The sequence below is a fragment of the Nocardia sp. NPDC004260 genome, assembly GCF_053603155.1.
Genome location: NZ_JBSGEZ010000016.1, coordinates 1 through 23681, shown reverse-complemented (window position 1 = coordinate 23681; position 23681 = coordinate 1). Strand labels below are relative to the sequence as shown.

The window sequence follows — 23681 nt, the reverse complement described above, 5'->3', positions numbered from 1 at the left end:
AAACGCCTGGTGGCAGCCCATTCCGAGTACGCGTGTGGCGCGGGTTGCGGGTGCACGACACACTGGAGCCCGTGAATCGCATGTCAACCCGACACCGCCGCGGATCGGACGGCCTGCCGTGACCGATCTCGCCCGCGGTGAGAACCGCCCCGCGCCCGGCGACCGGCTGGCGGTGACCGTCACCTGCTCGGCTCCCGTCGACGTATCGGCGCTGTTGCTGAACTCGGCGGGGCGCGTGCGCTCCGATGCCGATTTCGTGTTCTTCAATCAACCGGTCGCCCCGGGCGTCACCTACCGGCACGGCCAGGGCGCGGGCGACGTGGTGGACATCCAGACCGGCGCGCTGCCCAGCGACGTGGACCGCGTCGTGGTCACCGCGAGCCTCGACGGCAGCGGGCCACCGACTTTCGCCGCCGCGGGCTCGCTGCGCGCGACCATCGCGTCTTCGTCGAGCACACTCGCCTTTCCGATGACGGGCTTGAGCACCGAGACCGCCGTGGTGTGCGTCGAGATCTACCGCCGCGGCGGCGGATGGAAAGTGCGTGCGGTCGGCCAGGGGTACGACAACGGTTTGGCTGGTATCGCAACGGCTTTCGGTGTGAACATCGATGATGAACCGGCCCAGCCGACCTCGTCACCCGCTCCCGCACCGGCATACCGACCTGCGCCGCCCCCGGCACACCACCCTGCGCCACCTCCCGCGTACCAGCCCGCCTACCCACCGCAACCGGCCTATTCCGCGCCGGCCGCCGCGGTGCCGCCGCCACCGATGCCCTCACCTCAGCAAGGAGCGCTGCCGATGCAGAGCGAACTGTTCGCCCCCAGCCACGCCGAAGTCACCGGCGCGGGCATCCAGAAGCAGGGCGGCAAGATGATCAAGGTGGCCGTCAACGGCGAGGTCATGGCTCGGGCCGGATCGATGGTCGCCTACCAGGGCGATCTGCAGTTCCAGGCGCTCGGCGCGGGCGGGATCGGCCGGGCGATCCAGCAGCGGTTGACCGGTGAGGGCGTTCCGCTGATGAAGGTGTCCGGGCGCGGCGACCTGTTCGTCGCCAATGGCGCCGCCGACGTGCACACCATTGATCTGGACGGCACCGACGGCCTCACCATCAACGGCGCCAATGTGCTCGCCTTCGATTCCGGCCTGCGCTACGACATCCGGATGGTGCAGGGCGCCGCCGGATTCGCGAGCAACGCCGGGTTGTTCAACTGCGTCTTCACCGGCCGCGGCCGCATCGCCATCACCACGCACGGTACGCCCGTGGTGCTCAACGTCGACCAGCCGACCTACGCCGATCCGCAGGCGGCGGTGGCGTGGTCGTCGAGCCTGCAGACCGGCATCAAACGCAATGATTCGTTCGGGCTGGGCAGGCTGATGGGCCGCAGCACCGGCGAGGGGATGACGCTGTCGTTCTCCGGACGCGGCTTCGTCATCGTGCAGCCGTCGGAGCTGCCGCCGGGCGGTTTCGTCGGAGGCACCGGCGGCGGGCAGGAGGCCGGCCAGAGCGGCGGTGTGCTCGGCGGCCTGTTCGGCTGACCCGCGGGTTTCGCGTTCAAGCCTGGAGCGACACGAGTTCTACGACGGTGATGTCCGACGGTGCGCCGACCCGCACCGGCGGACCCCACGCCCCGGCCCCCCTGGAGACGTAGAGCTGGGTGTCGCCGTACCGTTCCAGCCCGGCGACGGTCGGATTCGCCAGGGCCGCAAGGTAATTGCCCGGCCAGAGCTGGCCGCCGTGGGTGTGGCCGGACAGCTGCAGGTCGACGCCGTGCGCCACCGCGTCCTCGATCAGCACGGGCTGGTGCGCCAGCAGCACGGCGGTGCGCGTGCGGTCGCGGTCGCCGAGCGCCTTGCCGAAGTCCGGGCCCTGTCCGGTTCGCTCGCCCTGCACGTCGTTCACGCCCGCCAGGTCGAATCCGGGCAACTCGGCGCGAGCGTTCGCGAGCAGATGCATGCCGAGTTCCTGGACATGCTCCACCCACCGCTCGGCGCCGGAGAAGTACTCGTGATTCCCGGTCACGAAGAACGCACCGTGGCGGGCACGCAGTCCGGCCAGCGGCTCGACGGCCGAGCGGAGGTGTTCGACGCTGCCGTCCACCAGGTCGCCGACGACCGCGATGAGGTCGGGCCGGGTGTCGTTGACGGTGCGCACCACGCGTTCGGCGAAGCCGCGTCCCAGGATCGGGCCGAGATGCACGTCGCTCACCACCGCGACGCGGAACCCGTCCGCTCGGCGCGGCAACTTCGCCAGCGGCACGGCGACCCGCTTCACACTGGGTCCGTCGAGCACGCCATGGGCGCCGATGCCGACCGTGGTCGCGGCCGCGGCGACGGCGGCGCCACCCATCACCCGCGCGACGAAGACACGGCGCGGCACCCGGGTCAGCGGGGATTCGGCCGGAGCGGTCGTGCCCCGCGGGGACTCCGGAGCGGAGACGGTTCTCGCCGAGGTGGAACCGCTTTCCGCTGAAGACTCCAGCTCGGACCCGGCCCTCGCCGGCGACTCCGGCCCAGCCCCAGCTCCAACCGACGACTCCGGCCCAGCCCCAGCTCCAACCGACGACTCCGGCGCTGACCCAGCTCCCGTTGACGACTTCAGCCCAGACTTGGGCCGCGACAACGACTCCGGCGCTAACTCGGCTGCCGCTGGGAACGCCGCCCCAGACCCCGCCCCCGCCGACGACTCGGGCCAGAGCCCAGCTCCCACTGGGAACTCCAGCTCAGACCTGGTCCCCGCCAACGACTCCTGCACGGGCACGGCTCCCGCCGAGGAACCCGACCCCGACCCGGCTTTCGCCACGGACTCCGACGCGAACCCGGTTTCCGCATATGTCTCCGGTTCGCGTGGCACCGGGCCTCGATCAGACCAGCGCAGCGCCAAAGCTCGAATCGGCTCGCCGGCCACCAGCGCGAGCAGCAGGTATATGAACAACGCGCCCCACAGGTAGCCGGGCCAGGCGATGATCCGGACCAACGCGAACGGAGCGGACGCCAACTCCGCCACCGTCGTGCCCAACAGCAGCAACGGTCCTGCCAAAACAATGGCGGTGCCGACGCGACGCGTGCGGGAACCCGCTGTGGTCGTGTCCCGCACGAGTCGCCGCCATATATACCAGTGCGCACCGACCACCGTGAGCACGACGACTCCCACGAGAACGAGCACGGCGAGACCGACCAGAACACTCTTCACGACCACGGCGGCACTCTCTGTGAACCTTCGGCTTGCGCGGCATCAACTTACGTCACAGCGCGGGCCGCGCAGGGCCGGTGACTTCCCGGTGCCGGTTATCTCGTTCGTTCCAGCACGCCGCGCAGAAACGCCGCTTGGCCCGCATGCTGCAGATCGTCCGAGATCACGCTGACCAGCCGCACACCGAGCGTCACCGGCGGATCCCATCGGGTGTCCACGACGCGGTCCAGATCGCCGTCCACCAGCCCCCGGACGAAGCGCAGCGTCTGTTCGTGCACCGCGTCGTAATACCCCGTGAGCAACTCGGCGGGCGCTCGGACCACCGCCACGTCGGCAGGCTGGTCGCCGTAGCCGGTCGCGCCCTTGTCGATGGGTAGACCGAAGCGGTCGTACCAGCCGTGGGCGGTCCAGACCTGCTCGATACCGGCCACATCCGCGATGTGGTCGTCCTGCACACGGGTCAGGTGCCAGATCAACCACGCGATCGAGTTGGCGCCCGCATCGATGCGGTGAGCGAGGATGTCCTCCCCCAGTCCGTCGACCGCTTCGTGCACCACCTCCCTGATCCGCTCGTAAGCGTCGGTCAGCACGTCGGCACTGGTCGCCATCAGTCGACTCCTCTCGAGTGTCCGCTGACCCGACGGTACCCAGCGTGGCCGCCCGGCACGAGCGCCGACATACGCGCCGCGAATTTTCGCACGACCGAACCACATTGAACGTACCGTTATTCAACGGTACGATGCGTGGTGGTGAGATTGGGTCGATGACCTTTCCGAATCGGTCACCGACCGGACGATGACGTACCGAAGTGAGGAAGTACCGATGATTCACGACGTCGAGACCGGACGCGCCCGGCGAGCGGTTGTCCGCGTGGCGATGGTCGCCGCGCTCGCACTGACCCCCGTTGCCGCGGCCGCCGTGCCCGCGGTCGCCGCACCCGCTGTGGCGCAGCCGACCGTTACACAGACGGCTCAGGCCGACGAGATCCACGGCGGCTGGCACCGCCACGGCGGGTGGGGCCACGGCGGCTACGGCGGCTGGGGTGGCTACGGCGGGTGGGGCGGCTACGGCGGCTACTGGGGTAGCCCGTTCGGCTACTGGGGCAGCCCGTTCGGCGTATGGCCCGGCATCGCCTGGCTGCTGCCCGGCTCCGGTAGCGCGTTCTGAGCAGGAACGATCCCGCATAGTCGGCCAGGTGATCCCGGCTCCGCGCGGTGTCGTGAGCGCGGAACCGGAATCATCTGCCGCCGTGGGCGAGACGATCGCCGGTCTCACTTCGCTGCCGGCATCCCTACGCTCGAGGCATCAGCGATGGCCCGCGGGATGAGCGACGGCGCGACAACCGCGGCGGCGGCGAAGGCGTAGAAGCCCAACGGGTGACCGTAGCCCGCCGCGATCAACCAGCCCGCTGTAGCCCGCCTTGCGCATCAAGGTCGGCAACCAGGTGTTGAGGCCGTAGACCAGCAGCGCACAGCTGTCGCTATCGACTGAATCAGTCGCGGAACCAGCACTTTTCCTGAAACAACCTCGCTCACTTTGTCCAATTTTGCTGCGTCGCAAGTCAATAGCACATTTTGGGCAATCGGCTGCGTCGTGTCGACGAAACAACCAGTGTCCCCGCATAATTCATGCGCCCATTGCTCGCGAGCGCAGCACGGATTTTTCCACGGAATTCGCAGAACGATTGCTTCGGGAATCCACTGCGGCCAGAATGGTGGGGCCGAGAACCGGCATCTTGGGGATCCGTCGGCACTCGTGGCCGACACGACTAAGTGGGGAAATACGATGAGAGTCAATAGATTCGCCGCAACCGCCCTACTCGCGGTCGGGGCCACCGGAATTGCGACGGGCGTCGCGCACGCCCAGCCCGCGGCGCCCGCGCAGGTCAGTGTGCACGGTGTCGAGCAGGGCGTCGGTTTCACCTCGGCTCCCGCCGCCGACGGGACAGGGGTGGTCACCACCCTCGACACTGGCACCTTCGCGTTGACGGCCGACGCCGCGGCGGTCGAGCTGCGGAGCGAAACGGGACAGGTCGTCGCGACGCTGCCGCTGACGTTCCAGGCCTCCGGCGCGACCCACGGGCTGGCCCCCGCGATCACCGACGCGGGCCGCACCCTCACGGTGACGCCGGTGGGCTCGCCCGCCACCACAGAGCGCCTCAACCAGTTCGTCGGTGAGGACGAGACGCTCGCCCGCAAGCAGTACAACGCCGGGGTCGGCGCCCTCATCGGCGCGGGGATCGGCGCCGTGCTCGGCTTCTTCCTCGGCGGGGTCGGCGCGCTGGTCACCATCCCGATCGGCGCGGGCATCGGTGCGCTGATCGGCTTCTCCACGCCGTAGTCGGCCGGTTCGGTGTGCGGCCGCCGCAGGGCGACCGCACACCGATCGCCGGCCGGGCCGCCGGGATTCCCTGGCGCGTGCGCTCGCGCGCCACTCGCCGAGGGGAACGCGGCGATCCGACCGTCGACGGTTGCCGTCCAGCCCCGTGGACCGCGAGCCAAAACCAAATGCCCGGCCGTACGCTGGGGCATGATGGGATGGCACGGAGACGATCGGAGCGAGATACAGGATCCGCGAGATGGCACAGCGCAGTTCCCTCTCGCAGCGACGCGCTGCACTGGAACAAGAGTGGTCCCGATGGATACCCGCCGGGACACCGCAGGGTGATTCCGCGCTGCGCAGCGAGGTGGCGCAATCATGGCTGCGGTCGCTGCGCACCGTCGATCCGTCCTGCGAGCACGCGCCACTCGCCGACGCCGACGTGACCGCGCGCTGGGCCGTATCTCCGTTGCGCACACCGGTATCCGAGTTGACCGATCAGTTGCGCGACATCACCGAGGGCGCGGGCTACGTCGCGGCGATCACCGACGAGACCGGAACCATCCTCTGGTCGCACGGTGGTCCGGTGATGCGCCGCCGCGCCGAACAGGTGAACTTCGCGCCGGGCGGTCGCTGGGACGAGGCGCACATGGGCACGAACGCGCTCTCGCTGGCGCTGCGCACCGAACAGCCGCACACGGTGTTCTCCGCCGAGCACTTGGTCGCCGCACTGCACGGCTGGGTCTGCTACTGCGCACCCATCCGTGGCGCGGACGGTCGCCAGCTCGGCGTACTCGACCTGTCCACCACCTGGGACCGCGCCCACCCGCTGGCCATGTCCACCGCCCGCACCCTGGTCACCGCCATCGAGACCAAGCTGCACCACCGGATGGCCGCGCCCGGGGTCCGGCTGACCTGCCTCGGCGCGGCCCGCCTGATCCGGGACGGCGCACCCGTCCGGCTGCGCCCGAGACACCTGGAGCTGCTGACGCTGTTGGCGCTCGAGCCCGAGGGCTTCACCCACGAACGCCTGCACTTCGCGGTGTACGGCGACCGGCCGGTCGGCACGAGCACGCTCAAATCGGAGATGTCCTACCTGCGTCGCGCCACCGGCGGCGACATCACCAGCCGGGTCTATCGGCTGGTGAGCCCCCTGTCCTGTGACGCCGTGGACGTGCTCGCGGCGCTCGAAGCGGGCGACACCGCGACGGCGGTCGAGTTGTATCGCGGCCCCCTGCTGCCGGATTCGGACACGCCGGGCATCGTGCAGTGGCGCGAGTACCTGGAAGTCGGTGTGCGCACCGCGGTGCTGTCCAGCGGAAATGTCGAGCACGCGCTGCGCTACGGGGAGCGCGCACCACACGACATCGAGATCCACGAACACGCGTTGCGCTTGCTTCCCGGGGGCGACGGACGCCGGGCGCTCGCGGTCGCCCGTTTGCACGGCGCGCTGCGCGACTGAGCTCGCGCGCCTCAACGTTTCGTCAACCCTCGCGGGGCATAGTGACCCGCATCACGGCCGATCCGCCGTGTGCATCACGTCCGCAACCAGCGAGGAGTCACCCGCCATGAGCTACGCGAAGCCGGGAACCGAGGGCAGCGTCGTCGAATTCGCGACGCGCTACGACAACTTCATCGGCGGTGAGTGGACCGCGCCGGTCGAAGGCCGCTACTTCGAGAACCCGTCCCCGGTGGATGGCCAGACGTTCTGCGAGGTCGCGCGGTCCTCGGCCGCCGACATCGACCTGGCCCTGGACGCCGCGCATCAGGCGGCCGACGCGTGGGGCGCAACGTCGACGACCGAACGGGCCAACATCCTCAACAAGATCGCCGACCGGATCGAGGACAACCTCGAGGCGCTGGCGGTGGCCGAGACGTGGGAGAACGGCAAACCGGTACGGGAGACGCTGGCCGCCGACCTGCCGCTGGCGGTCGACCACTTCCGCTACTTCGCCGGGGCGGTCCGCGCCCAGGAAGGCGGGATCAGCGAAATCGACGCCGACACCATCGCCTACCACTTCCAGGAACCGCTCGGCGTCGTCGGCCAGATCATCCCCTGGAACTTCCCGATCCTCATGGCCACCTGGAAGCTCGCGCCCGCATTGGCCGCGGGCAACGCGGTGGTGCTCAAGCCCGCCGAGCAGACCCCGGCCTCGATCCTGAAGGTCGTCGAACTGATCGCCGATCTGCTGCCGCCGGGAGTCCTCAACGTGGTCAACGGCTTCGGCGTCGAAGCGGGCAAGCCGCTGGCGGCCAGCCCGCGCGTGGCCAAGGTCGCCTTCACCGGCGAGACCACCACCGGCAGGCTGATCATGCAGTACGCCAGCGAGAACATCATCCCGGTCACGCTCGAACTGGGCGGCAAGAGCCCCAACATCTTCCTGCCCGACATCATGGCCGCCGACGACGCCTTCCTGGACAAGGCCGTGGAGGGCTTCGTGATGTTCGCGCTCAATCAGGGCGAGGTGTGCACCTGTCCGTCCCGCGCGCTGATCCACTCCTCGATCTACGACGAGTTCATCGCCCGGTGCATCGAACGGACCAAAGCCATCCGCAGCGGCAACCCGCTCGACGAGGCCACCATGATCGGCGCGCAGGCCAGCAACGACCAGTTCGAGAAGATCCTGTCCTACATCGACATCGGCCGCCAGGAAGGCGCCGAGGTGCTCACCGGCGGCGGCCCGCGCAAGGTCGAGGAGTTCCCCGGCGGCTACTACGTCGAGCCCACGATCTTCTCCGGCCGCAACGACATGCGGATCTTCCAAGAAGAGATCTTCGGACCGGTCGTGTCGGTGACCACGTTCGACTCCGTGGACGAGGCGCTGAAGATCGCCAACGACACCCTCTACGGACTCGGCGCGGGCGTATGGACTCGCGACATCAACGCCGCCTACCGCCTGGGCCGCCAGATCAAGGCGGGCCGGGTGTGGACCAACTGCTACCACGCCTACCCCGCGCACGCGGCCTTCGGCGGCTACAAGAAGTCCGGCATCGGACGCGAGAACCACCGCATGATGCTCGACCACTACCAGCAGACCAAGAACCTGCTGGTCAGCTACTCGCCGGACAAGCTCGGATTCTTCTGATGCCGCAGCCGGTCCGCCGCGTCGAGTTCACCGGACCCGCGGAAGCACTGCTGCGCCGACTGATCGAACAGCACGGTCCGGTGATGTTCCATCAGTCCGGCGGCTGCTGCGACGGCAGCGCACCGATGTGCTACCCGCGCGGCGAGTTCCGGGTCGGCGGGTCGGACCTGCTGCTCGGGTACCCGGCGGCGGACACCCCGTTCTGGATGAGCGCCGACCAGTACGACTACTGGCGGCACACCCATCTCACCGTGGATGTGGTGCCCGGCCGAGGTAGCGGGTTCTCCCTGGAAGCGCCCGAAGGCGTGCGCTTCCTGATCCGCTCGCGGCTGCTCACCGACGAGGAACTCGCCGTGCTCGAAGCCGAGCCGCCACCCACCGGGGCGGATCTGTCCCACTGAAATCGGAGCACGGGCTGCTCACCGATGTTCCGGTGAGCAGCCCTTTCCCGGTTCGGAGGGCGGAAAAAATTCCATGCGGGAATAGTCGGCAACCGGATACGGTCGTTCGAGGTGGTTAGACAGGCGAACGAGAGGGGCCGCGGGTGGCGACCGAGACCGCGACGATGTCCGTGGGTTTCCGATCCGAGCGCGGTGCCATTCTCGGCTCGCTGATGCTGGCGACCGCGCTGGTCGCGCTCGACTCGACGGTCATCGCCACGGCGGTGCTCACCATCACCGACAGTCTCGGCGGCTTCGCGCAGTTCCCCTGGTTGTTCTCCATCTATCTGCTGGCGCAGGCGGTGACGGTGCCGATCTACGGCAAACTCGCCGACACCGTGGGCCGTAAACCGGTGATCCTGTTCGGCATCGCGATGTTCGCGCTTGGTTCGCTGCTGTGCGGCGTCGCGACCAGCATGCTCGGACTGATCGTCTTCCGCGCCGTCCAGGGTATCGGCGCGGGAGCGATCCAGCCGATGACGATGACGATCGCGGGCGACTTGTACACGCTGTCCGAGCGCGCCAAGGTCCAGGGCTATCTGGCCAGCGTGTGGGCCATGTCGAGTGTGGCGGGCCCGCTGCTGGGCGGCCTGTTCGCCGAGTACGTCAGCTGGCGCTGGATCTTCCTGATCAACCTTCCGCTCTCCGCGCTCGCCGGATGGATGCTGGTGCGTAATTTCGCCGAGAACGCGCCCCGGCAGCGGCAGAGCGTCGACTATCTGGGCGCGGCACTGCTGACGTTCGGTGCGGGCGCGTTGATCCTCGGACTGCTCGAAGGCGGGCAAGCCTGGGCGTGGTCGTCTCCGTCGAGCATCGGGATCTTCGCGGGCGGCGCGGTCGTGCTCGTGCTGTTCGGGCTGGTGGAACGCGGAGCGCGGAATCCGATCCTGCCGCTGTGGGTGTTCACCCGGCGCGTCGTGATCGCGAGCAGCTTGGCGTCGGTGCTGGTCGGCGCCGTCGTGCTCGGCGCGACCTCCTATGTCCCCACCTTCACCCAGGGCGTGCTGGGCACCGGGGCGCTGGTCGCGGGTCTGACGGTGGGCGCACTCACGCTGGGGTGGCCGCTGGCCGCGTCCCAAGCGGGAAAGGTGTACCTGCGCTTCGGCTTTCGCACCACTGCCTTGATCGGTAGCGGATTGGCCGCCCTCGGCGCCACCAGCACGTTGTTCATCACGCAGCATTCCACGCTGTGGCAGGTCGCGGCGTCCTGCTTCGTGATCGGCACCGGGATGGGACTGGTCGCCACCCCGACCTTGATCGCCGCGCAGACCAGCGCCGAATGGACCGAGCGGGGTGTGGTCACCTCGGCCAACATGTTCGCACGCTCGATCGGCAGTGCGGTGGGCGTCGCGGTGTTCGGCGCCATCGTGAACTCGCGCGTCGGCCACACCGATCATCCGGAGCCCGCCGCACTGGCCTCGGCGGTGCATCTGGTCTTCGTCACGATCGCGGCGATGGCCGTCGTCATGCTCGTCGCCTCGGCCATGATGCCCCGGCGTTCGGCGAACGCCTGAGCGAGGCAGCGGGTTTTCGGAAGCGTTCGCCACCGCACCCGGCGCAAGCTGGGCGTTCCAACCGAACGAGATTCTGGAGGTCGCAGTGGCGCAGGCCGTATGCGTGATAGTCGGCGTGTTCTTCCTGGGTATGGGTATCTACGCGCTCGCCGCGCCCGCCGCTCTGATCCAGCCGTTCGGCATCCGGCTCACCGAACCGAGCGCGCGCTACGAGGTGCGCGCCGTCTACGGCGGCTTCGGACTGGCGATGGCGGCCGTGCTCGCGGTGGCCGCCCTCGACCTCGCAGGGCTGCGCGGCGGGATCATGGTCGCGATCGGCGCGGCATTGGCGGGCATGGCCCTCGGCCGGGTGCTCTCGGCCGTCCTCGATGAGCGAACCGCGTTCTATCCCACCTGGTTCTACGGCGCGGTGGAGGCGATCGGCGCCGCCGCGCTCTTCCTCACCGCCTAGCGGAAACCGGCCGTCAGCTGGTGTGCGTGACGTCGGTCGGCGTGCTGGAACTGCCGAGTTTGCGCAGCGCGAAGTATCCGGCCGACACCAGCACCGCCCACACCGCGCCGACGACGAGCGCCGTGCGCCCGCTGTCGGTGAACAACAGCAACACGACCACCAAGCCGAGGAACGCCAGCGCGAGCACGGTGGTGTAGGGCGCGGCGGGCAGCCGGTAATCGCTGGCGGGCAGTTCGCCGCGGGCGACCTTGACCCGGTAGAGCAGGTGGCAGACCAGGATGATGCCCCAGACGAAGATGATGCCGATGGTCGACACCGAGGTGATGTAGGCGAAGGCCTTGTCCGGGGAGATGACATTGACGATCACGCCGATCACCATCGCCGCCGCCGACACGGAGATCCCCACATAAGGCACCGCGTTCGCGCTCAGTTTGTTCAGCCGGGCGGGCGCCTCGCCGTGCAGCGACAAGGTGCGCAGCATCCGGCCGGTGGAGTAGATCCCCGAGTTACACGACGACAGCGCCGCGGTGAGCAGCACGAAGTTGACGATGCCCGCCGCGCCCGGGATGCCGATCAGCTCGAAGACCTCCACGAACGGGCTCTTGCCCGCGTGGAAATTGCGCCAGCTGGACACCGACATGATCACAACGAGCGCACCGACATAGAACAGGCCGATCCGGAAGGGGAGCGTGTTGATCGCCTTGCGCAAAGTCTTACGCGGTTCGCGCGCCTCCCCGGCGGTGACCCCGACCAACTCCACGCCGACGTAGGCGAACAGCACGATCTGCAAAACGAGCAGCGACTGACCGATGCCGTTGGGGAACACGCCCCCGTCGGCCCACAGATTGGTGACGGTGGGGTTCGTCGCGTGCCCGAAGCCGAACAGCAGCACGCCGATGCCGAGCAGGATCATGCCGACGATCGCGGTGACCTTGATGGTGGAGAACCAGAACTCGCCCTCGCCGAACAGCCGCACCGAGATCAGATTCGCGCAGAACATCACCGCGAGCACGACCAGCGCGGTGACCCACGGCGCGATGTCGAACCAGTACTCCACGTACTTGCCCGCCACGGTGATCTCGGCCATGCAGGTGGCCACCCACACCGCCCAGTACGACCAGCCGGTGACGAAGCCGGCGAAGCGGCCGAGGAACTCGTGCGCGTACTCGGCGAAACTCCCCGAGATCGGCCGGTAGGTCAGCAGTTCGCCGAGCGCCCGCATGATCACGAAGATGGCCAGGCCCGCCGCCAGGTAGGCCAGGATCAGGCCGGGCCCGGCCTGCTCGATCGCGCCGCCCGCGCCGTAGAACAGGCCCGTGCCGATGGCGCCGCCGATGGCGATCATCTGAATGGTGCGCGGGCTCAGGCCCCGGGCATAACCCTCCGAGTCGTCGGTGTCCGCCGGAACCGATGGTCCCGCGTCCTGGAGGTGACGGTCGGAGGCTGTCATACTACGGTCCTTTCGCTGGGCAGCGATGCGACGATCCGGTCGCCGAACCCGCGACGTCGGATCATCGCACGTCCGGTCCGGAGCACGTGGTCACGCTACCGCCCCGCCCGCGCGCGCGTCGTCTCCGGGCCGACCGCGGCGGTCGTGCGCGCTTACCGGACGGGCGTCCGGCATGCCATCATCGGATTCCCCGACGATGGGTTCCCGTCATGACCGAATCGCCGTCCCGGCGCACGCGAACGCGCCGCTACGCGCTCCGCACCGCCGTCGTCCTGCTCGCTGTCATCGCCGTCTTGGTCGGCGCGGCATTCGCGACGACCGCGGTCCTGCACATCCCGGCCCCGCCGACGCTGCTGCGACTGCTGACCGACCCGCCCTCGACACAGGGCGAATTGTTCGAGAGCCGCACGGTGGCCGCCTCCCCCACCCCGCGTCCGCTGCCGGTCGCACCGCGGCCGCTGCCCGACCGGGTGCCGTGGAAGGGCTCGCAGATCTCGGTCGCCGACGTCCTCGCCGCCACGCACACCAATTCGTTCCTCGTTCTGCGCGGCGGCGCTCTCACCCACGAGTGGTATCGCGACGGCGTCACGGCCACCACCCGCCAGTCCTCGTGGTCGGTGGCGAAGTCCGTCGTGTCACTGCTGACCGGCCGCGCCATCGCGGCGGGGCGGCTCCACGAGGACGACCGCCTGGTGCGAATCCTGCCCGAGCTGAGCACCGGCGGCCCGTACGACACCGTCACCATCCGCGACTTGCTGGACATGGCCTCCGGCGTCGACGTCGACGAGAACTACAACAAGTACATGCCGCTGACCGGCACCGCCCGGATGTACCTCACCGAGGACCTCGCCGGGTTCGTCCGCGAGCACCAGGGCCTGCGATTTCCGCCGGGCAGCGCGGGCGAGTACCGCAGCGTGGACACCCAGCTGCTGGGCATGGCACTGGCGCGGGCCGAGGGCCTGCCGCTGAGTGAACTGCTGGAACGCGACCTGTGGGCTCCGATCGGCGCGCAGGACGCCGCGCTGTGGAATCTCGATCGCGCGGGCGGCCAGGAGAAGGCGTTCTGCTGCCTGAACGCGACGGCCCGCGACTTCGCCAAGATAGGCCAGGTCGTCCTGGACGGCGGCCGCGTCGGCGACGCGCAGATCGTGCCGCCGGCCTGGATCGAACGCATCCGCACCCCGGTCCACCGGGTGGGCGAGTGGCCCTACGGCGCACAGTGGTGGCACCCGACCGGTGGGGACGGCGCCGATCTCACCGCCGTCGGCGTCTACGGCCAGTACGTCTACGTCGACCCGCCCAGCGGCACCGTCATCGTCAAGCTCAGCGACTACGGCACCACCCAGGACGAGCAGGAGACCATCGAGGTGTTCCGCGCGATCGCGCGCGGCTGAGCCGGCCGGCGAAATACACCGGGGACCCGCGACGTTGGCAGTGGAGATCGCCACTGTGAGGAGACCCATGATCGACGTCCCGCTGTCCGTACTGGATCTCGCGCCGGTGCAGTCCGGCCGCACCGTCGGCGAGGGGCTCGACGCGACCACCGAATTGGCCCGGCGCACCGAGGCTTTGGGCTACCACCGCTTCTGGGTCGCCGAACATCACAACATGCCCGGCATCGCCAGTTCGGCGCCGAGCGTGCTGCTGGCCCACCTGGCCGCGGCCACCTCGACCATCCGCGTGGGCTCCGGCGGGGTGATGCTGCCCAACCACGCGCCGCTCGTGGTCGCCGAGCAGTTCGGCACCCTGCACGCGCTGCATCCCGGACGGATCGACCTGGGCATCGGACGCGCGCCGGGCACCGATCAGGCGACCGCACGGGCGCTGCGGCGGACCGCGGACGGACTGTCGGCGGAGTCGTTCCCTCAAGAACTGGCCGCCTTGCTGGGCTACTTCCGCGGGTCTGACCCCGGCGGCATCGCCGCCACGCCCGGGCGCGGTGAGGAACCGGAGGTCTGGCTGCTCGGCTCCAGCGGCTACAGCGCCCAGGTCGCGGCGCTGCTCGGGATTCCGTTCGCCTTCGCGCACCACATCGCCCCCGACAACACCGAGCCCGCGCTCGCGCTCTACCGCGAGCACTTCCGGCCTTCGGAGCGCCTGGAGCGCCCGCATGCGATGGTCGCGGTCGCGGCGATCTGCGCGGACACCGACGAGCGCGCCGAAATCCTGGCCGCCCCGCGCGACCTGGCGTTCTTGAACCTGGTGCGCGGCACGCCGCGGGCACTGGCCACGCCGGAGGAAGCGGCCGCGTTCCGTCCGTCGGAACAGGAGCGCGCGTTCATCGGGCAGCGCCGGGCCGGGCAGTTGCTCGGCTCCCCGGAGACGGTGCGCGGTCAGCTCGAGGATCTGCTGCGCCGCACCCAGGCCGACGAGCTGATGATCAACACGCTGGTCTACGACATCGACGACCGCGCCCGATCGTTCGAACTGCTCACCGAGACGGTCGCGGCCTGAGGCCGGTCAGTGCAAGCGGAAGCCGTGGTTGGCCAGCGATTCCCGCAGCCGATGCCTGCCGTTGAGGGCCGCCGCGGAGGCGAGCCGGGCCAGCACACGTTCGGTCCAGGAATGCGAGAGCCGTTGTTCGGCATAGAATTCCGCGATCCGGGTCTCGTACTCGGCCACGTGCACCCGCTGCGCGTCCAAGTCGTAGGTCTCCCGATGCAGGACGGCCTCCTGCGGCAGGCGCGGCTTCACCCGCGCGTCCTCGGCGGGATCCGGGTGACCGACCAGCAAGCCGAAGACGGCGAAGACCTGCGGCGGCAACCCCAGCTCGGCGGCGACTTCCTCCGGCTTGTTGCGCAGCGCGCCGATGTAGACGGTGCCGAGCCCGAGCGATTCCGCCGCCACCACCGCGTTCTGCGCCGCGAGCGCGGCGTCGATGAATCCGACGTAGCTCGATTCCAGGTAGTCCGCGCCCTCCAGCGGCGCGCTCCGGTCTTCGGCGAGCTGGCGCAGGCGCGCGAAATCGGCCGTCCAGACCAGCAGCACCGGCGCTTGCACGATGTGGGCCTGATCGCCCGCGAGCGCGGCCAGGCGCGCCTTGCGTTGCGGGTCACGCACCGCGATGACGCTCCAGACTTGCAGATTCGACGAGGTCGGCGCGGACTGCGCCGCGGAGATCAGCAGCCGCAGCGTGGCGTCCGGCACCGGGTCGGACAGGTAGCGGCGCACCGAGCGATGCTCGTGCAGCACCTGCAGGACCTGGTTCCACTGCGCGGGTTCGACCGGCTGCGGGTCGCGGTAGCGCTGTTGCACGGCGTGGGTCGGGGTCGGCACGGACTGCGTCATGGGCATCATCCTTTCGCCCGGACGGCGCGCCGTCAGCGGTTGGCCGCAGCCTGAGCGGAACACAGGTAGGGTAAGTAAGGCAATCCTAATTATTCATATCGGAGGTTCTCTTGGCACGTCCCCGCACCACCCTCACGGTGCAGCGCACCGAATGGCTCACCCCGCACTTGATTCGGGTGTACCTCGGCGGTCCCGGCTTCGCCGCGTTCCGTCCCAGCGAGTTCACCGACTCGTACGTGAAGTTCATCTTCCCGCAGGACGGGAACGAGGTGCTGCGCACCTACACCGTCCGGTCCGTCGACCCCGTCGCCGGAGAGATCGCGGTGGACTTCGTCTACCACGGCGCGGAGGGCATCGCGGGACCGTGGGCTGCCGCGGTCCAGCCCGGCGAGACCATCGATTTCTATGGCCCCAACGGCGCCTACGCCCCGCGCCCGGACGCCGACTGGCATCTGCTGGCCGGTGACGAGGCGGCGCTGCCCGCCATCGCGGCCGCGCTGGAGGCGATGCCCGGCGAGGCGACGGGGCTGGCGTTCGTCGAAGTCGCCGGTCCGGACGACGAACTGCCGGTGAAGAAGCCGGACGGCATCGAGCTGACCTGGCTGCACCGCGGCGTGCGGCCCCCTGGCGAGGTGCTCGCCGAGACCGTTCGCTCCGCGCCGTGGACGCCGGGGCAGGTCCAGGTGTTCATCCACGGCGAAGCCGAAGCGGTCATGAAAGACCTGCGCCGCTACATCCGCAAGGATCGCGGCGTTTCCGCCGAGTGGGCGGCGTCGATCTCCGGATATTGGCGCCGCGGCCGCACCGAGGAGGGCTTCCGGGAATGGAAGGCCGAACTGCGGGCGGTCGAGGGGGCCAACGGCTGACCCCCGTCAACTCAGCAGTCCGACGATGGTGGCGGACAGGAAGCTGACCAAGGTGGCGCCGTAGAGCAGGCGAAGCCCGTTGCGGGCGATGACGGTGCCTTGTTTCTCGCTGAGGCTGCGGACCGCGCCGGTGACGATGGCGATGGTGGAGAAGTTCGCGAACGACACCAGATAGGTGGACACGATCGCGACGGTGTGGTCCGACAGTCCGGCGTGTTGCCGGTTCAGTTCCTGCATGGCGACCACCTCGTTGGATACCAGCTTGGTGCCCATGAACCGGCCCGCGGCCGCCGCCTCGTCCCACGGGATGCCGGTCAACCAGGCCAGCGGGGCGAAGACGTGGCCCATCACGTCCTGGAACGTGGTGCCGTGGAACAGCGCCGCGAAGATTCCGTTGACCATGGCGAGCAAGGCGATGAATCCGATCAGCATGGCCGCGACGGTGAACGCGACCTTGAAGCCGACCAGGATGTATTCGGTGAGCATCTCGAAGAACGATTGCCGCTTACGGCTGTCGGCGATCTCCTCGCCGATCAGCCGGGCATCGTCGGCGGCGCCGACCTTGTAGGGGTTGATCAGCGAGCACACCACGAAGGCGCCCAGCATGTTCAGCACGATGGCCGCGATCACGTACTTCGGGTCGATGAGCACCATATAGGCGCCGAGGATGCCCGCCGAGACCGTCGACATCGCCGAGGCCGCCAGGGTGTACATCCGCTGCGGCGGAATGTCGTCGAGCATGGCGCGCAGCGAGATGAACACCTCGGATTGGCCGAGGATGGCGGAGGCGACCGCGTTGAACGATTCGATCCTGCCGAAGCCGCTCACCCAGGCCAGCAGCAGGCCGAGGTATTTGATGATCAACGGCAGCACCCGCAGGTGTTGCAGGATGCCGATCAGCGCGGAGACGAGCACGATCGGCATCAGCACCGCGAACAGGAACGCGGGGCCGCCGCTGCCGACGGCGGGCAGGTCGCCGAACACGAACGCGGTGCCCTGGGCGGCGTAGCCGAGAATGTGGGCGAAGGCATCGCTGACCGCGCGGATCACCGTGCCCCCGATCCCGGTCTTCAGCAACAGGAAACCGAGCGCGAGTTGCACGATCAGCAAAACGGCTATCCGCGGCAGCCGTGTGGCGGCGACGCGGCGGTCGGTACTGGGCAACCAGGCCAGCAGCAGGAAGCACGCCAGCCCGGCCAATCCGATCAGATGCTGCACGCGCACCTCGGCTGCCGTGGCGTGCATCGGCTTATGGGAGCACCTCTCATGTCGGTTTATGGTGCGGTGTCTCCACAGTTGAGAAGCTCGGCGCGGCTGTCGGAACACCGCCGCCGCCCGGCCGCCCGGGACGATTCCGGGCGGCCGGGCATGGTCCACCGGCGCCGCTACTGTCGCGGCGCGCGCAACGCCTCCTCCACGAACTGCGTGGTGTAGGTCTCGGACAGGTCGATCCGATCGCGCACGGGACGCACGTTCTTCGAGTACTTGCCGAGGATCTCCAGGACGTTCTGCGCGCCTTCGGGTTTCATCAACCCGTCGCCGTTGAACATGCCGATGGAATCGCGGATCGACTGGACGTAGAGGTCCTTGCCCGCGCTCGCGTACTGCGGCGGCATCTTCTCGGCGATCTGCTCGGGCGTGTGCGTCCGGATCCACTGCAGCGTCTGCACGAACGCGGCGGCGAGCTTGCGCACGATGTCCGGGTGGGCCTCGATCGTCGCGCAGCTCATGTAGAGCGACGTCGCCGGATACAGCCCGCCGAGCGCGGCCCTGGTGCCCGCCTCGGTGCGCAGGTCGACGAGGACGCGCGCATCGCCGGAGTTCACCATCTGCGCCACCGTGGGATCGGTGGTCATGCCCGCGTCGATGCCGTCGTGGTTCATGCCCGCGATGAACGTCTGTCCCGCACCCACTTTAACCCGGGTGTAATCGGCGGTGCTCATCCCGGCCTGGCCGGTGAGCGCCTGGGTGAGGAAGTCGGTCGACGAGCCGAGCGAGGTCACGCCCAGCTTCTTGCCGCGCAGATCGGCGACCGAGGTGATGTCCGCGTCCGCCTTCGACACCAGTTCGACCTCACCGGGCACGTCGGACATCTGCACCACCGAGCGGATGCACTGGTCCTTGGCCTGCAGATCGATGGTGTGGTCGTAGAACCCGACCACGCCCTGCACGTCGCCGGTGAGCAACGCCGTCTCGGCCGTGGCTCCGGACTGCTCGCCGAGCAGTTTCACGTCGATGTCGTTGCGCTCGAAGAAGCCGAGTTGCCGGGTCAGCACGGCGGGCAGATAGATCACCTTCTCCAGCCCGCCCACCATGATGGTGATCTGCGGTCGGCCGTCGGCCATCGGAATGGTGCGGGAGTCCCGGCATCCGGTGGCCGTCAGCAGTGCCGCGATCACGACGGCGACGAGCGCGAGTTGCTTGCGATGCCTCATGGTCAGATCCCGTGGTTCGAGGTCGCCTGCGAGGGCCGCCATTTCAGCAACCGGTTCTCCGCCATGCCGATCCCCCATTCGGCGATCAGCGCGGCCACGGTGACGATGATCATGCCCGCGTAGATGCCCGCCGAGTCGAAGGTGCCCTGCGCGTTGCTGATCAGCAGGCCCAGGCCCTTGCTCGCGCCCGCGTACTCGCCCACCACCGCGCCGATCAGCGCGAAGCCGAAGGCAGTGTGCAGGCTGGAGAGGATCCAAGTGGTCGCGCTCGGCAGCACGATCGACACCAGCACTTGCCTGCGGCTCGCGCCCAGGATACGGGCGTTGTCGATCACATTGCCGTCCACTTCCCGCGCACCGGTGAACGCGTTGAAGAACACCGCGAAGAACACCAGCACCACCACGGTCGCGACCTTCGAACTCAGCCCGAGACCGAACCAGATGATGAACAGCGACGCCAGCACGATGCGCGGAACCGCGTTGAGCGCCTTGATGAACGGCGCGAGCACCTCGGCCCAGTACCGGCTGCGGCCGAGCAGCACGCCCAGCACGACGCCCGCCACCGTGCCGATCACGAAACCGAGCACGGCCTCCTGCACGGTGGTGTAGATCTGCAGCCAGATCGAGCCGAATTGCGTTCCCTCGGTGAACCATTCGGCCAACCGCGCCCAGATCAGCGACGGCTTCGAGTAGAAGAACGGATCGATCCACACCGTGGCGGTGAGCTCCCACGCGCCCAGCCACAGCGCCACCAGCGCGACGCGTAGGGCCCAAGTCCGGATCCGGGCGCGCCGCGCGGCGGTGCGCACCCGGGCCAGGATCTGTGCCTCGGTCTCGTTCTCCACCGCGGGCTCGTCGACGGCGTCCTGCACCAGCACGTCATGCGACACGGGAGGCTCCCTTCGCCCGAGCGGCCTCGACCTGATCGCGCAGCGTCTCCCAAATCTCCTTGTAGATGTCGCGGAACTCGGCGGTCAGCCGGACGTCCTCGACACTGCGCGGCCGTGCCAGGCCCACGGTGAAGTCCCCGCAGACGGTGGCCGGACTCGCGGTCATCACGACCACCCGGTCGGCGAGCACGATCGCCTCCTCCAGGTCGTGCGTGACGAAGACGACCGCCGCGTTGGTGCCCGCCCAGACGCGCAGCAGCTCGTCCTGCATGAGCTGCCGGGTCTGCACGTCCAGCGCGCTGAACGGCTCGTCCATCAGCAGGATCTCCGGCTCGTTGACCAGTGTCTGTGCCAGCGCCACGCGCTTGCGCATGCCGCCGGACAACTGGTGCGGGTAGTAGCTCTCGAACCCGGCCAGACCGACCTTCCGCACCCACCCGGACGCCTTCGCCCGCGCCTCGGCCTTCGACGCGCCGCGCAGGCGCGGGCCGAGCGCGACGTTGTCCAGCACGCTCTTCCACGGCAGCACCGCGTCCTGCTGGAACATGTAGCCGATGCCGTCGGGAATGCCGTCGACGTCCTTGCCGCGCACAAGGGTCCGCCCTGCCGAGGCCGGTTCCAGCCCGGATACCAGCGACAACGTGGTGGACTTGCCGCATCCGGTGGGGCCGACGACGGCGACGAATTCGCCGGGGCGCACCGTGAGGTTCAGATTGCGCACGGCGGTGTGGATGCCACCGCCGGTGCCGGGGAAACGCTTGGTCGCGTTCCGCAGCTCGATGAGGGATTGCGTCATTGCTTCCTACTTCTGCGAGATCGGGTAGGGCGAACGTACGTGGCCCCGGTCACACGCCGGAGCTTGTGCGCACAACCGCCACAAACGCGGGATATGCGGGTTTTGCGCATTCTGCTCATGCGCGGTGCGCGGTGGTCTGCGCCTATGCTGCGGCCATGGCCACTGAGGGCGCGCGGGCCGTGCGGTTGCGGACCCAGGTTCTGCTGTCGCAGATCCTGGTGGTCGCGCTGACGCTCGGTGTCGCGTTCGCGGTGTTCGGCTACCTCAGTGATCAGCGGCTGCGCGACGCCTATGGTCAGCGCGCGCTTGCCGTCGCGCGCACCGTCGCCGCCGACCCGGTGGTGCGCGCGGAGGTGGCCAGGTACGCGCCGGGCGCGGTCGATCCGGGCGTGCGCCAGGAGCTGGCCACCGGCCCGCTGGAGCGGCTCGCGGTGGACGCGACCCAGCGCAACAACGCCCTGTTCGTGGTGATCACCGATGACGCGGGCATCCGCTTGGCGCATCCGGACGCCGCACGGCTCGCCGAGCACGTCAGCACCGATCCATCCGAGGCGCTCGCGGGCCGCGAGTCGATCACCGAGGAACGCGGCACGCTCGGCGACTCGGTGCGCGCGAAGGTCCCCGTCACGGCGCCCGGCTCCGATCGTGTGGTCGGCGCGGTCAGCGTCGGCATCGCCACCGACGCGGTGCACGAGCAACTACTCGGCGACCTGCGCACCGCGGGCGGCCTGGTCGCGGTGGCACTCGCGGTCGGCATCGCCGGATCGATCCTGCTCGCCCGCCGCTGGCGCGGGCTGACGCTCGGGCTGGAACCCGACGAGCTGGCCGAACTGGTCCGCGGGCAGGCCGCGGTGCTGCACGGCATCGGCGGCGGCGTGCTCGCCGTCGACGCGTCGTGGCGCACGACCTTCGTCAGCGACGAGGCGCGCAGGCTGCTCGGCATCGCGCCGGACATCGGGCGCCCGGTCGACGAGATCGGGCTCACCCCGCGAGTACTGGAGGTGTTCCGCGACCTCGATCGGCAACCCACCTCGGCGACGGTCGGTGCGAACGTCGTCATCGTCTCGGCGCGGCGGGTCAGCCGGGACGGCCGTGATCTCGGCGCGGTGCTCACCGTGCGCGACCGCACCGACGTGGAATCGCTGACCAGGCAGCTGGACGCGGTGCAGTCGATGAGCACGGTGCTGCGCGCGCAGCGCCACGAGTTCTCCAACAAGATGCACCTGGTCAGCGGGCTGCTGCACAGCGGGCACGTCGAGGAGGCGGCGCGGTCGGTCGACGAGCTGATCGGGGCGGGTCCGCTCGGTCCGGCGACGCCGGGCATCGATGCCATCCACGACACGTATCTCCAGGCCTTCCTGGCCGCCAAGGCCGCGCACGCCAGGGAGAACGGGGTGGAACTCGTGCTCGGGCCCAACACCTGGGTCGAGGGCGATCTCGCCGACCCCGTGGACGTGACCACCGTGCTCGGCAATCTGCTGGACAACGCCATGGAGGCCGTGCGCGCTCGGCAGCGGCCGGTGCGGCAGGTGGAAGTGGAACTGGTGCAAGAGGATTCGACGCTGCACATCACCGTCGCCGACAGCGGCGACGGTGTCGCGCCCGACCTGGTGGACACGCTGTTCACCGAAGGGATCTCGACCCGCGACGACCTCGGCGTCCCCGGTGGGCGCGGGGTGGGCCTGGCCCTGATCCGCCAGATCGTCCGCGCCCACGGCGGCGACGTGTGCCTGTCGAGTCCCGGCGGCGGCGAGCCGCCACTGACCGGCGCGGAATTCATCGCACGCATCCCCGGGGTGCTCGTGCAGAGCGAGGTGTCATGGCCCCGCCGTCCCTGACCGTCCTGATCGTCGACGACGACTTCAGGGTGGCGAATCTGCACGCCGGGATCGTGCAGGCCATCCCGGGTTTCACGGTGGCGGGCACCGCCAATACCCTCGCCGCCGCGCGGGAACTCGTCGCGGCGCGGCCGATCGACCTGGCCCTGGTGGACGTCTACCTGCCCGATGGATCCGGTATCGATTTCGTCCGCGAGCTGCACTGCGACGCCATGGTGCTCACCGCGTCGACCGAGAGCGAGTCGGTGCGCGCCGCCGTCGCGGCGGGTGCGGTGTCCTACCTGGTCAAGCCGTTCCCGCATACCGAACTCGCCGCGCGACTCGCCGCCTACGCTCGCTACCGGCGCATTCTCGCCGTGCCACAGGTCGACAACGCCCGGGTCGCCGCGGCGCTGCACGCGCTGCGTCCTTCGGTCACCGCGAGCCCGGCGGCGACCGTGGCCTCCCCCACCAAAGACGCTGTCCTGCAAGCCATTCTCGATGCGGGCACGCCTCTGTCCGCAGGAGAGGTAGCGAGCGCCATCGGCATCTCCAGGGCCACCGCCCAGCGTTATCTCGCCGCACTCGTCGCCGGCGGCGCGGTGCGCATGAGCCTGCGCTACGGCAGCACCGGGCGGCCCGAACAGGAGTACGCCGCCGCACCGCCGCATTGAGCTGGGCGCGGGAAGAACCGGCCCGTGCGCGCGGCCGGTCGGCGGGGCGTCCCGGGCAGTCCGGAACCTCGCGCGGTATCCCCGGCCGCCGTCGCCGCACATGCCCGGACGTCGCAGGTCGACAGCCGGACCATTGGCGGCCCGACATCCGCTCAACCGGCGCACGACGTGGCACCTACACGGCCAGGCCGATGCGTCTCCGTCTGCCGGACATACGAGCCGATGGTCACCGGACCACCGATTGCGGGAGCACAAGAGCGAACGGCGCGGTCCACCTCGGTGGCGCGCCGCACGAGGTGGCGCTCCTCGGCCGACCAGCGCCTACGGGGTGAAGCCTGACGCGGTCTTCAGCGGCGGTAGCGTCGGGGTATGAGACACCTTCTGTCAACCTCAGGCGGCGAGTACGCGTTGGCGGTTGCTGACGTGGGTTTCTTCGTTGTAGGCGGTGCCGCGGGTCAGGCAGT

21 protein-coding genes are annotated in these 23681 nt (G+C 69.2%); 13 read left to right on the top strand and 8 right to left on the bottom strand.

Features of this window, described 5'->3' with window-relative positions; genetic code table 11:
• Positions 1-118: 118 nt before the first annotated feature.
• Complete coding sequence (locus tag ACWEO7_RS12040; RefSeq protein ID WP_452422929.1) at positions 119-1537, top strand: AIM24 family protein; 1419 nt, start codon at positions 119-121, stop codon at positions 1535-1537.
• Between the two features lie 16 nt (positions 1538-1553).
• Here ACWEO7_RS12040 and ACWEO7_RS12035 read toward each other — a convergent pair whose 3' ends face one another.
• Together ACWEO7_RS12035 and ACWEO7_RS12030 are read right to left on the bottom strand one after the other, a co-directional pair.
• Complete coding sequence (locus ACWEO7_RS12035) at positions 1554-2378, bottom strand: metallophosphoesterase (RefSeq protein WP_452422927.1); 825 nt, start codon at positions 2376-2378, stop codon at positions 1554-1556.
• Between the two features lie 908 nt (positions 2379-3286).
• Positions 3287-3799: a mycothiol transferase gene (locus ACWEO7_RS12030; protein ID WP_452422925.1), complete on the bottom strand. Its 513-nt coding sequence runs from the start codon at positions 3797-3799 to the stop codon at positions 3287-3289.
• 214 nt (positions 3800-4013) lie between these two features.
• Here ACWEO7_RS12030 and ACWEO7_RS12025 point away from each other — a divergent pair, with 214 nt between their 5' ends.
• The 7 genes from ACWEO7_RS12025 to ACWEO7_RS11995 all read left to right on the top strand — a co-directional run bounded on the left by ACWEO7_RS12025 (position 4014) and on the right by ACWEO7_RS11995 (position 11001).
• Positions 4014-4358: a hypothetical protein gene (locus tag ACWEO7_RS12025; protein WP_364433454.1), complete on the top strand. Its 345-nt coding sequence runs from the start codon at positions 4014-4016 to the stop codon at positions 4356-4358.
• 618 nt (positions 4359-4976) lie between these two features.
• Positions 4977-5531, top strand: a complete 555-nt coding sequence (locus ACWEO7_RS12020) for a hypothetical protein (protein ID WP_452422923.1) — start codon at positions 4977-4979, stop codon at positions 5529-5531.
• A gap of 238 nt (positions 5532-5769) precedes the next feature.
• The gene (locus ACWEO7_RS12015; protein WP_452422921.1) at positions 5770-6972 is read left to right on the top strand and encodes a transcriptional regulator; all 1203 of its coding nucleotides are present in this window, start codon (positions 5770-5772) and stop codon (positions 6970-6972) included.
• Positions 6973-7078: 106 nt separating this feature from the next.
• Positions 7079-8596: an acetaldehyde dehydrogenase ExaC gene (gene exaC, locus ACWEO7_RS12010; protein ID WP_452422919.1), complete on the top strand. Its 1518-nt coding sequence runs from the start codon at positions 7079-7081 to the stop codon at positions 8594-8596.
• Positions 8596-8997 carry a DUF779 domain-containing protein gene (locus tag ACWEO7_RS12005; protein WP_355076349.1) on the top strand — a complete coding sequence of 134 codons (402 nt, stop codon included), beginning with the start codon at positions 8596-8598 and terminating at the stop codon, positions 8995-8997. Before exaC ends, ACWEO7_RS12005 begins: the two co-directional genes overlap by 1 nt.
• A 143-nt stretch (positions 8998-9140) precedes the next feature.
• Entirely contained in the window at positions 9141-10550 is a 1410-nt protein-coding gene (locus ACWEO7_RS12000; RefSeq protein ID WP_452422917.1) for an MDR family MFS transporter, read from the top strand.
• Positions 10551-10635: 85 nt separating this feature from the next.
• Positions 10636-11001, top strand: a complete 366-nt coding sequence (locus ACWEO7_RS11995; protein ID WP_452422916.1) for a DUF4345 family protein — start codon at positions 10636-10638, stop codon at positions 10999-11001.
• Positions 11002-11014: 13 nt separating this feature from the next.
• On the opposite strand, the gene ACWEO7_RS11990 is transcribed toward ACWEO7_RS11995, so the two are convergent.
• On the bottom strand, positions 11015-12451 hold the full coding sequence (locus ACWEO7_RS11990) for an amino acid permease (RefSeq protein ID WP_452422914.1): 1437 nt from the start codon (positions 12449-12451) through the stop codon (positions 11015-11017).
• A 209-nt stretch (positions 12452-12660) separates the two neighbouring features.
• On the opposite strand from ACWEO7_RS11990, the gene ACWEO7_RS11985 reads away from it, so the two are divergent.
• Positions 12661-13845 carry a serine hydrolase domain-containing protein gene (locus ACWEO7_RS11985; RefSeq protein ID WP_452422912.1) on the top strand — a complete coding sequence of 395 codons (1185 nt, stop codon included), beginning with the start codon at positions 12661-12663 and terminating at the stop codon, positions 13843-13845.
• Positions 13846-13912: 67 nt separating this feature from the next.
• Positions 13913-14905, top strand: coding sequence for an LLM class flavin-dependent oxidoreductase (locus ACWEO7_RS11980; protein WP_452422911.1), 993 nt, complete (start codon positions 13913-13915; stop codon positions 14903-14905).
• 6 nt (positions 14906-14911) lie between these two features.
• Here the strand turns inward: ACWEO7_RS11980 and ACWEO7_RS11975 are convergent, their stop codons facing one another.
• Entirely contained in the window at positions 14912-15739 is an 828-nt protein-coding gene (locus tag ACWEO7_RS11975; RefSeq protein WP_452422909.1) for an NADPH-dependent oxidoreductase, read from the bottom strand.
• Between the two features lie 110 nt (positions 15740-15849).
• On the opposite strand from ACWEO7_RS11975, the gene ACWEO7_RS11970 reads away from it, so the two are divergent.
• Positions 15850-16605: a siderophore-interacting protein gene (locus ACWEO7_RS11970; RefSeq protein WP_452422908.1), complete on the top strand. Its 756-nt coding sequence runs from the start codon at positions 15850-15852 to the stop codon at positions 16603-16605.
• Positions 16606-16611: 6 nt separating this feature from the next.
• Here ACWEO7_RS11970 and ACWEO7_RS11965 read toward each other — a convergent pair whose 3' ends face one another.
• From ACWEO7_RS11965 to ACWEO7_RS11950, 4 genes are all read right to left on the bottom strand, one after another.
• Positions 16612-17850, bottom strand: a complete 1239-nt coding sequence (locus ACWEO7_RS11965) for a NupC/NupG family nucleoside CNT transporter (protein ID WP_452422906.1) — start codon at positions 17848-17850, stop codon at positions 16612-16614.
• Positions 17851-17990: 140 nt separating this feature from the next.
• Entirely contained in the window at positions 17991-19040 is a 1050-nt protein-coding gene (locus tag ACWEO7_RS11960; RefSeq protein WP_452422904.1) for an ABC transporter substrate-binding protein, read from the bottom strand.
• A 2-nt stretch (positions 19041-19042) separates the two neighbouring features.
• Positions 19043-19930 carry an ABC transporter permease gene (locus tag ACWEO7_RS11955; RefSeq protein WP_452422903.1) on the bottom strand — a complete coding sequence of 296 codons (888 nt, stop codon included), beginning with the start codon at positions 19928-19930 and terminating at the stop codon, positions 19043-19045.
• Entirely contained in the window at positions 19920-20726 is an 807-nt protein-coding gene (locus ACWEO7_RS11950; protein ID WP_450022911.1) for an ABC transporter ATP-binding protein, read from the bottom strand. Before ACWEO7_RS11950 ends, ACWEO7_RS11955 begins: the two co-directional genes overlap by 11 nt.
• A gap of 155 nt (positions 20727-20881) precedes the next feature.
• On the opposite strand from ACWEO7_RS11950, the gene ACWEO7_RS11945 reads away from it, so the two are divergent.
• The gene (locus tag ACWEO7_RS11945) at positions 20882-22564 is read left to right on the top strand and encodes an ATP-binding protein (protein WP_452422902.1); all 1683 of its coding nucleotides are present in this window, start codon (positions 20882-20884) and stop codon (positions 22562-22564) included.
• Positions 22546-23217, top strand: coding sequence for a response regulator transcription factor (locus ACWEO7_RS11940; RefSeq protein ID WP_452422900.1), 672 nt, complete (start codon positions 22546-22548; stop codon positions 23215-23217). Before ACWEO7_RS11945 ends, ACWEO7_RS11940 begins: the two co-directional genes overlap by 19 nt.
• The last annotated feature ends 464 nt before the right edge of the window (positions 23218-23681 follow it).

Bases quoted from the DNA above. Each gene is read 5' to 3' on its own strand.
- ACWEO7_RS12030 (WP_452422925.1), bottom strand. From the start codon at position 3,799: ATGGCGACCAGTGCCGACGTGCTGACCGACGCTTACGAGCGGATCAGG.
- ACWEO7_RS11945 (WP_452422902.1), top strand. From the start codon at position 20,882: ATGGCCACTGAGGGCGCGCGGGCCGTGCGGTTGCGGACCCAGGTTCTG.
- ACWEO7_RS12025 (WP_364433454.1), top strand. From the start codon at position 4,014: ATGATTCACGACGTCGAGACCGGACGCGCCCGGCGAGCGGTTGTCCGC.
- ACWEO7_RS12015 (WP_452422921.1), top strand. From the start codon at position 5,770: ATGGCACAGCGCAGTTCCCTCTCGCAGCGACGCGCTGCACTGGAACAA.
- ACWEO7_RS12005 (WP_355076349.1), top strand. From the start codon at position 8,596: ATGCCGCAGCCGGTCCGCCGCGTCGAGTTCACCGGACCCGCGGAAGCA.
- ACWEO7_RS11965 (WP_452422906.1), bottom strand. From the start codon at position 17,850: ATGCACGCCACGGCAGCCGAGGTGCGCGTGCAGCATCTGATCGGATTG.
- ACWEO7_RS12020 (WP_452422923.1), top strand. From the start codon at position 4,977: ATGAGAGTCAATAGATTCGCCGCAACCGCCCTACTCGCGGTCGGGGCC.
- ACWEO7_RS11975 (WP_452422909.1), bottom strand. From the start codon at position 15,739: ATGACGCAGTCCGTGCCGACCCCGACCCACGCCGTGCAACAGCGCTAC.
- ACWEO7_RS11960 (WP_452422904.1), bottom strand. From the start codon at position 19,040: ATGAGGCATCGCAAGCAACTCGCGCTCGTCGCCGTCGTGATCGCGGCA.
- ACWEO7_RS11985 (WP_452422912.1), top strand. From the start codon at position 12,661: ATGACCGAATCGCCGTCCCGGCGCACGCGAACGCGCCGCTACGCGCTC.
- ACWEO7_RS11990 (WP_452422914.1), bottom strand. From the start codon at position 12,451: ATGACAGCCTCCGACCGTCACCTCCAGGACGCGGGACCATCGGTTCCG.
- exaC (WP_452422919.1), top strand. From the start codon at position 7,079: ATGAGCTACGCGAAGCCGGGAACCGAGGGCAGCGTCGTCGAATTCGCG.
- ACWEO7_RS11950 (WP_450022911.1), bottom strand. From the start codon at position 20,726: ATGACGCAATCCCTCATCGAGCTGCGGAACGCGACCAAGCGTTTCCCC.
- ACWEO7_RS11980 (WP_452422911.1), top strand. From the start codon at position 13,913: ATGATCGACGTCCCGCTGTCCGTACTGGATCTCGCGCCGGTGCAGTCC.
- ACWEO7_RS11940 (WP_452422900.1), top strand. From the start codon at position 22,546: ATGGCCCCGCCGTCCCTGACCGTCCTGATCGTCGACGACGACTTCAGG.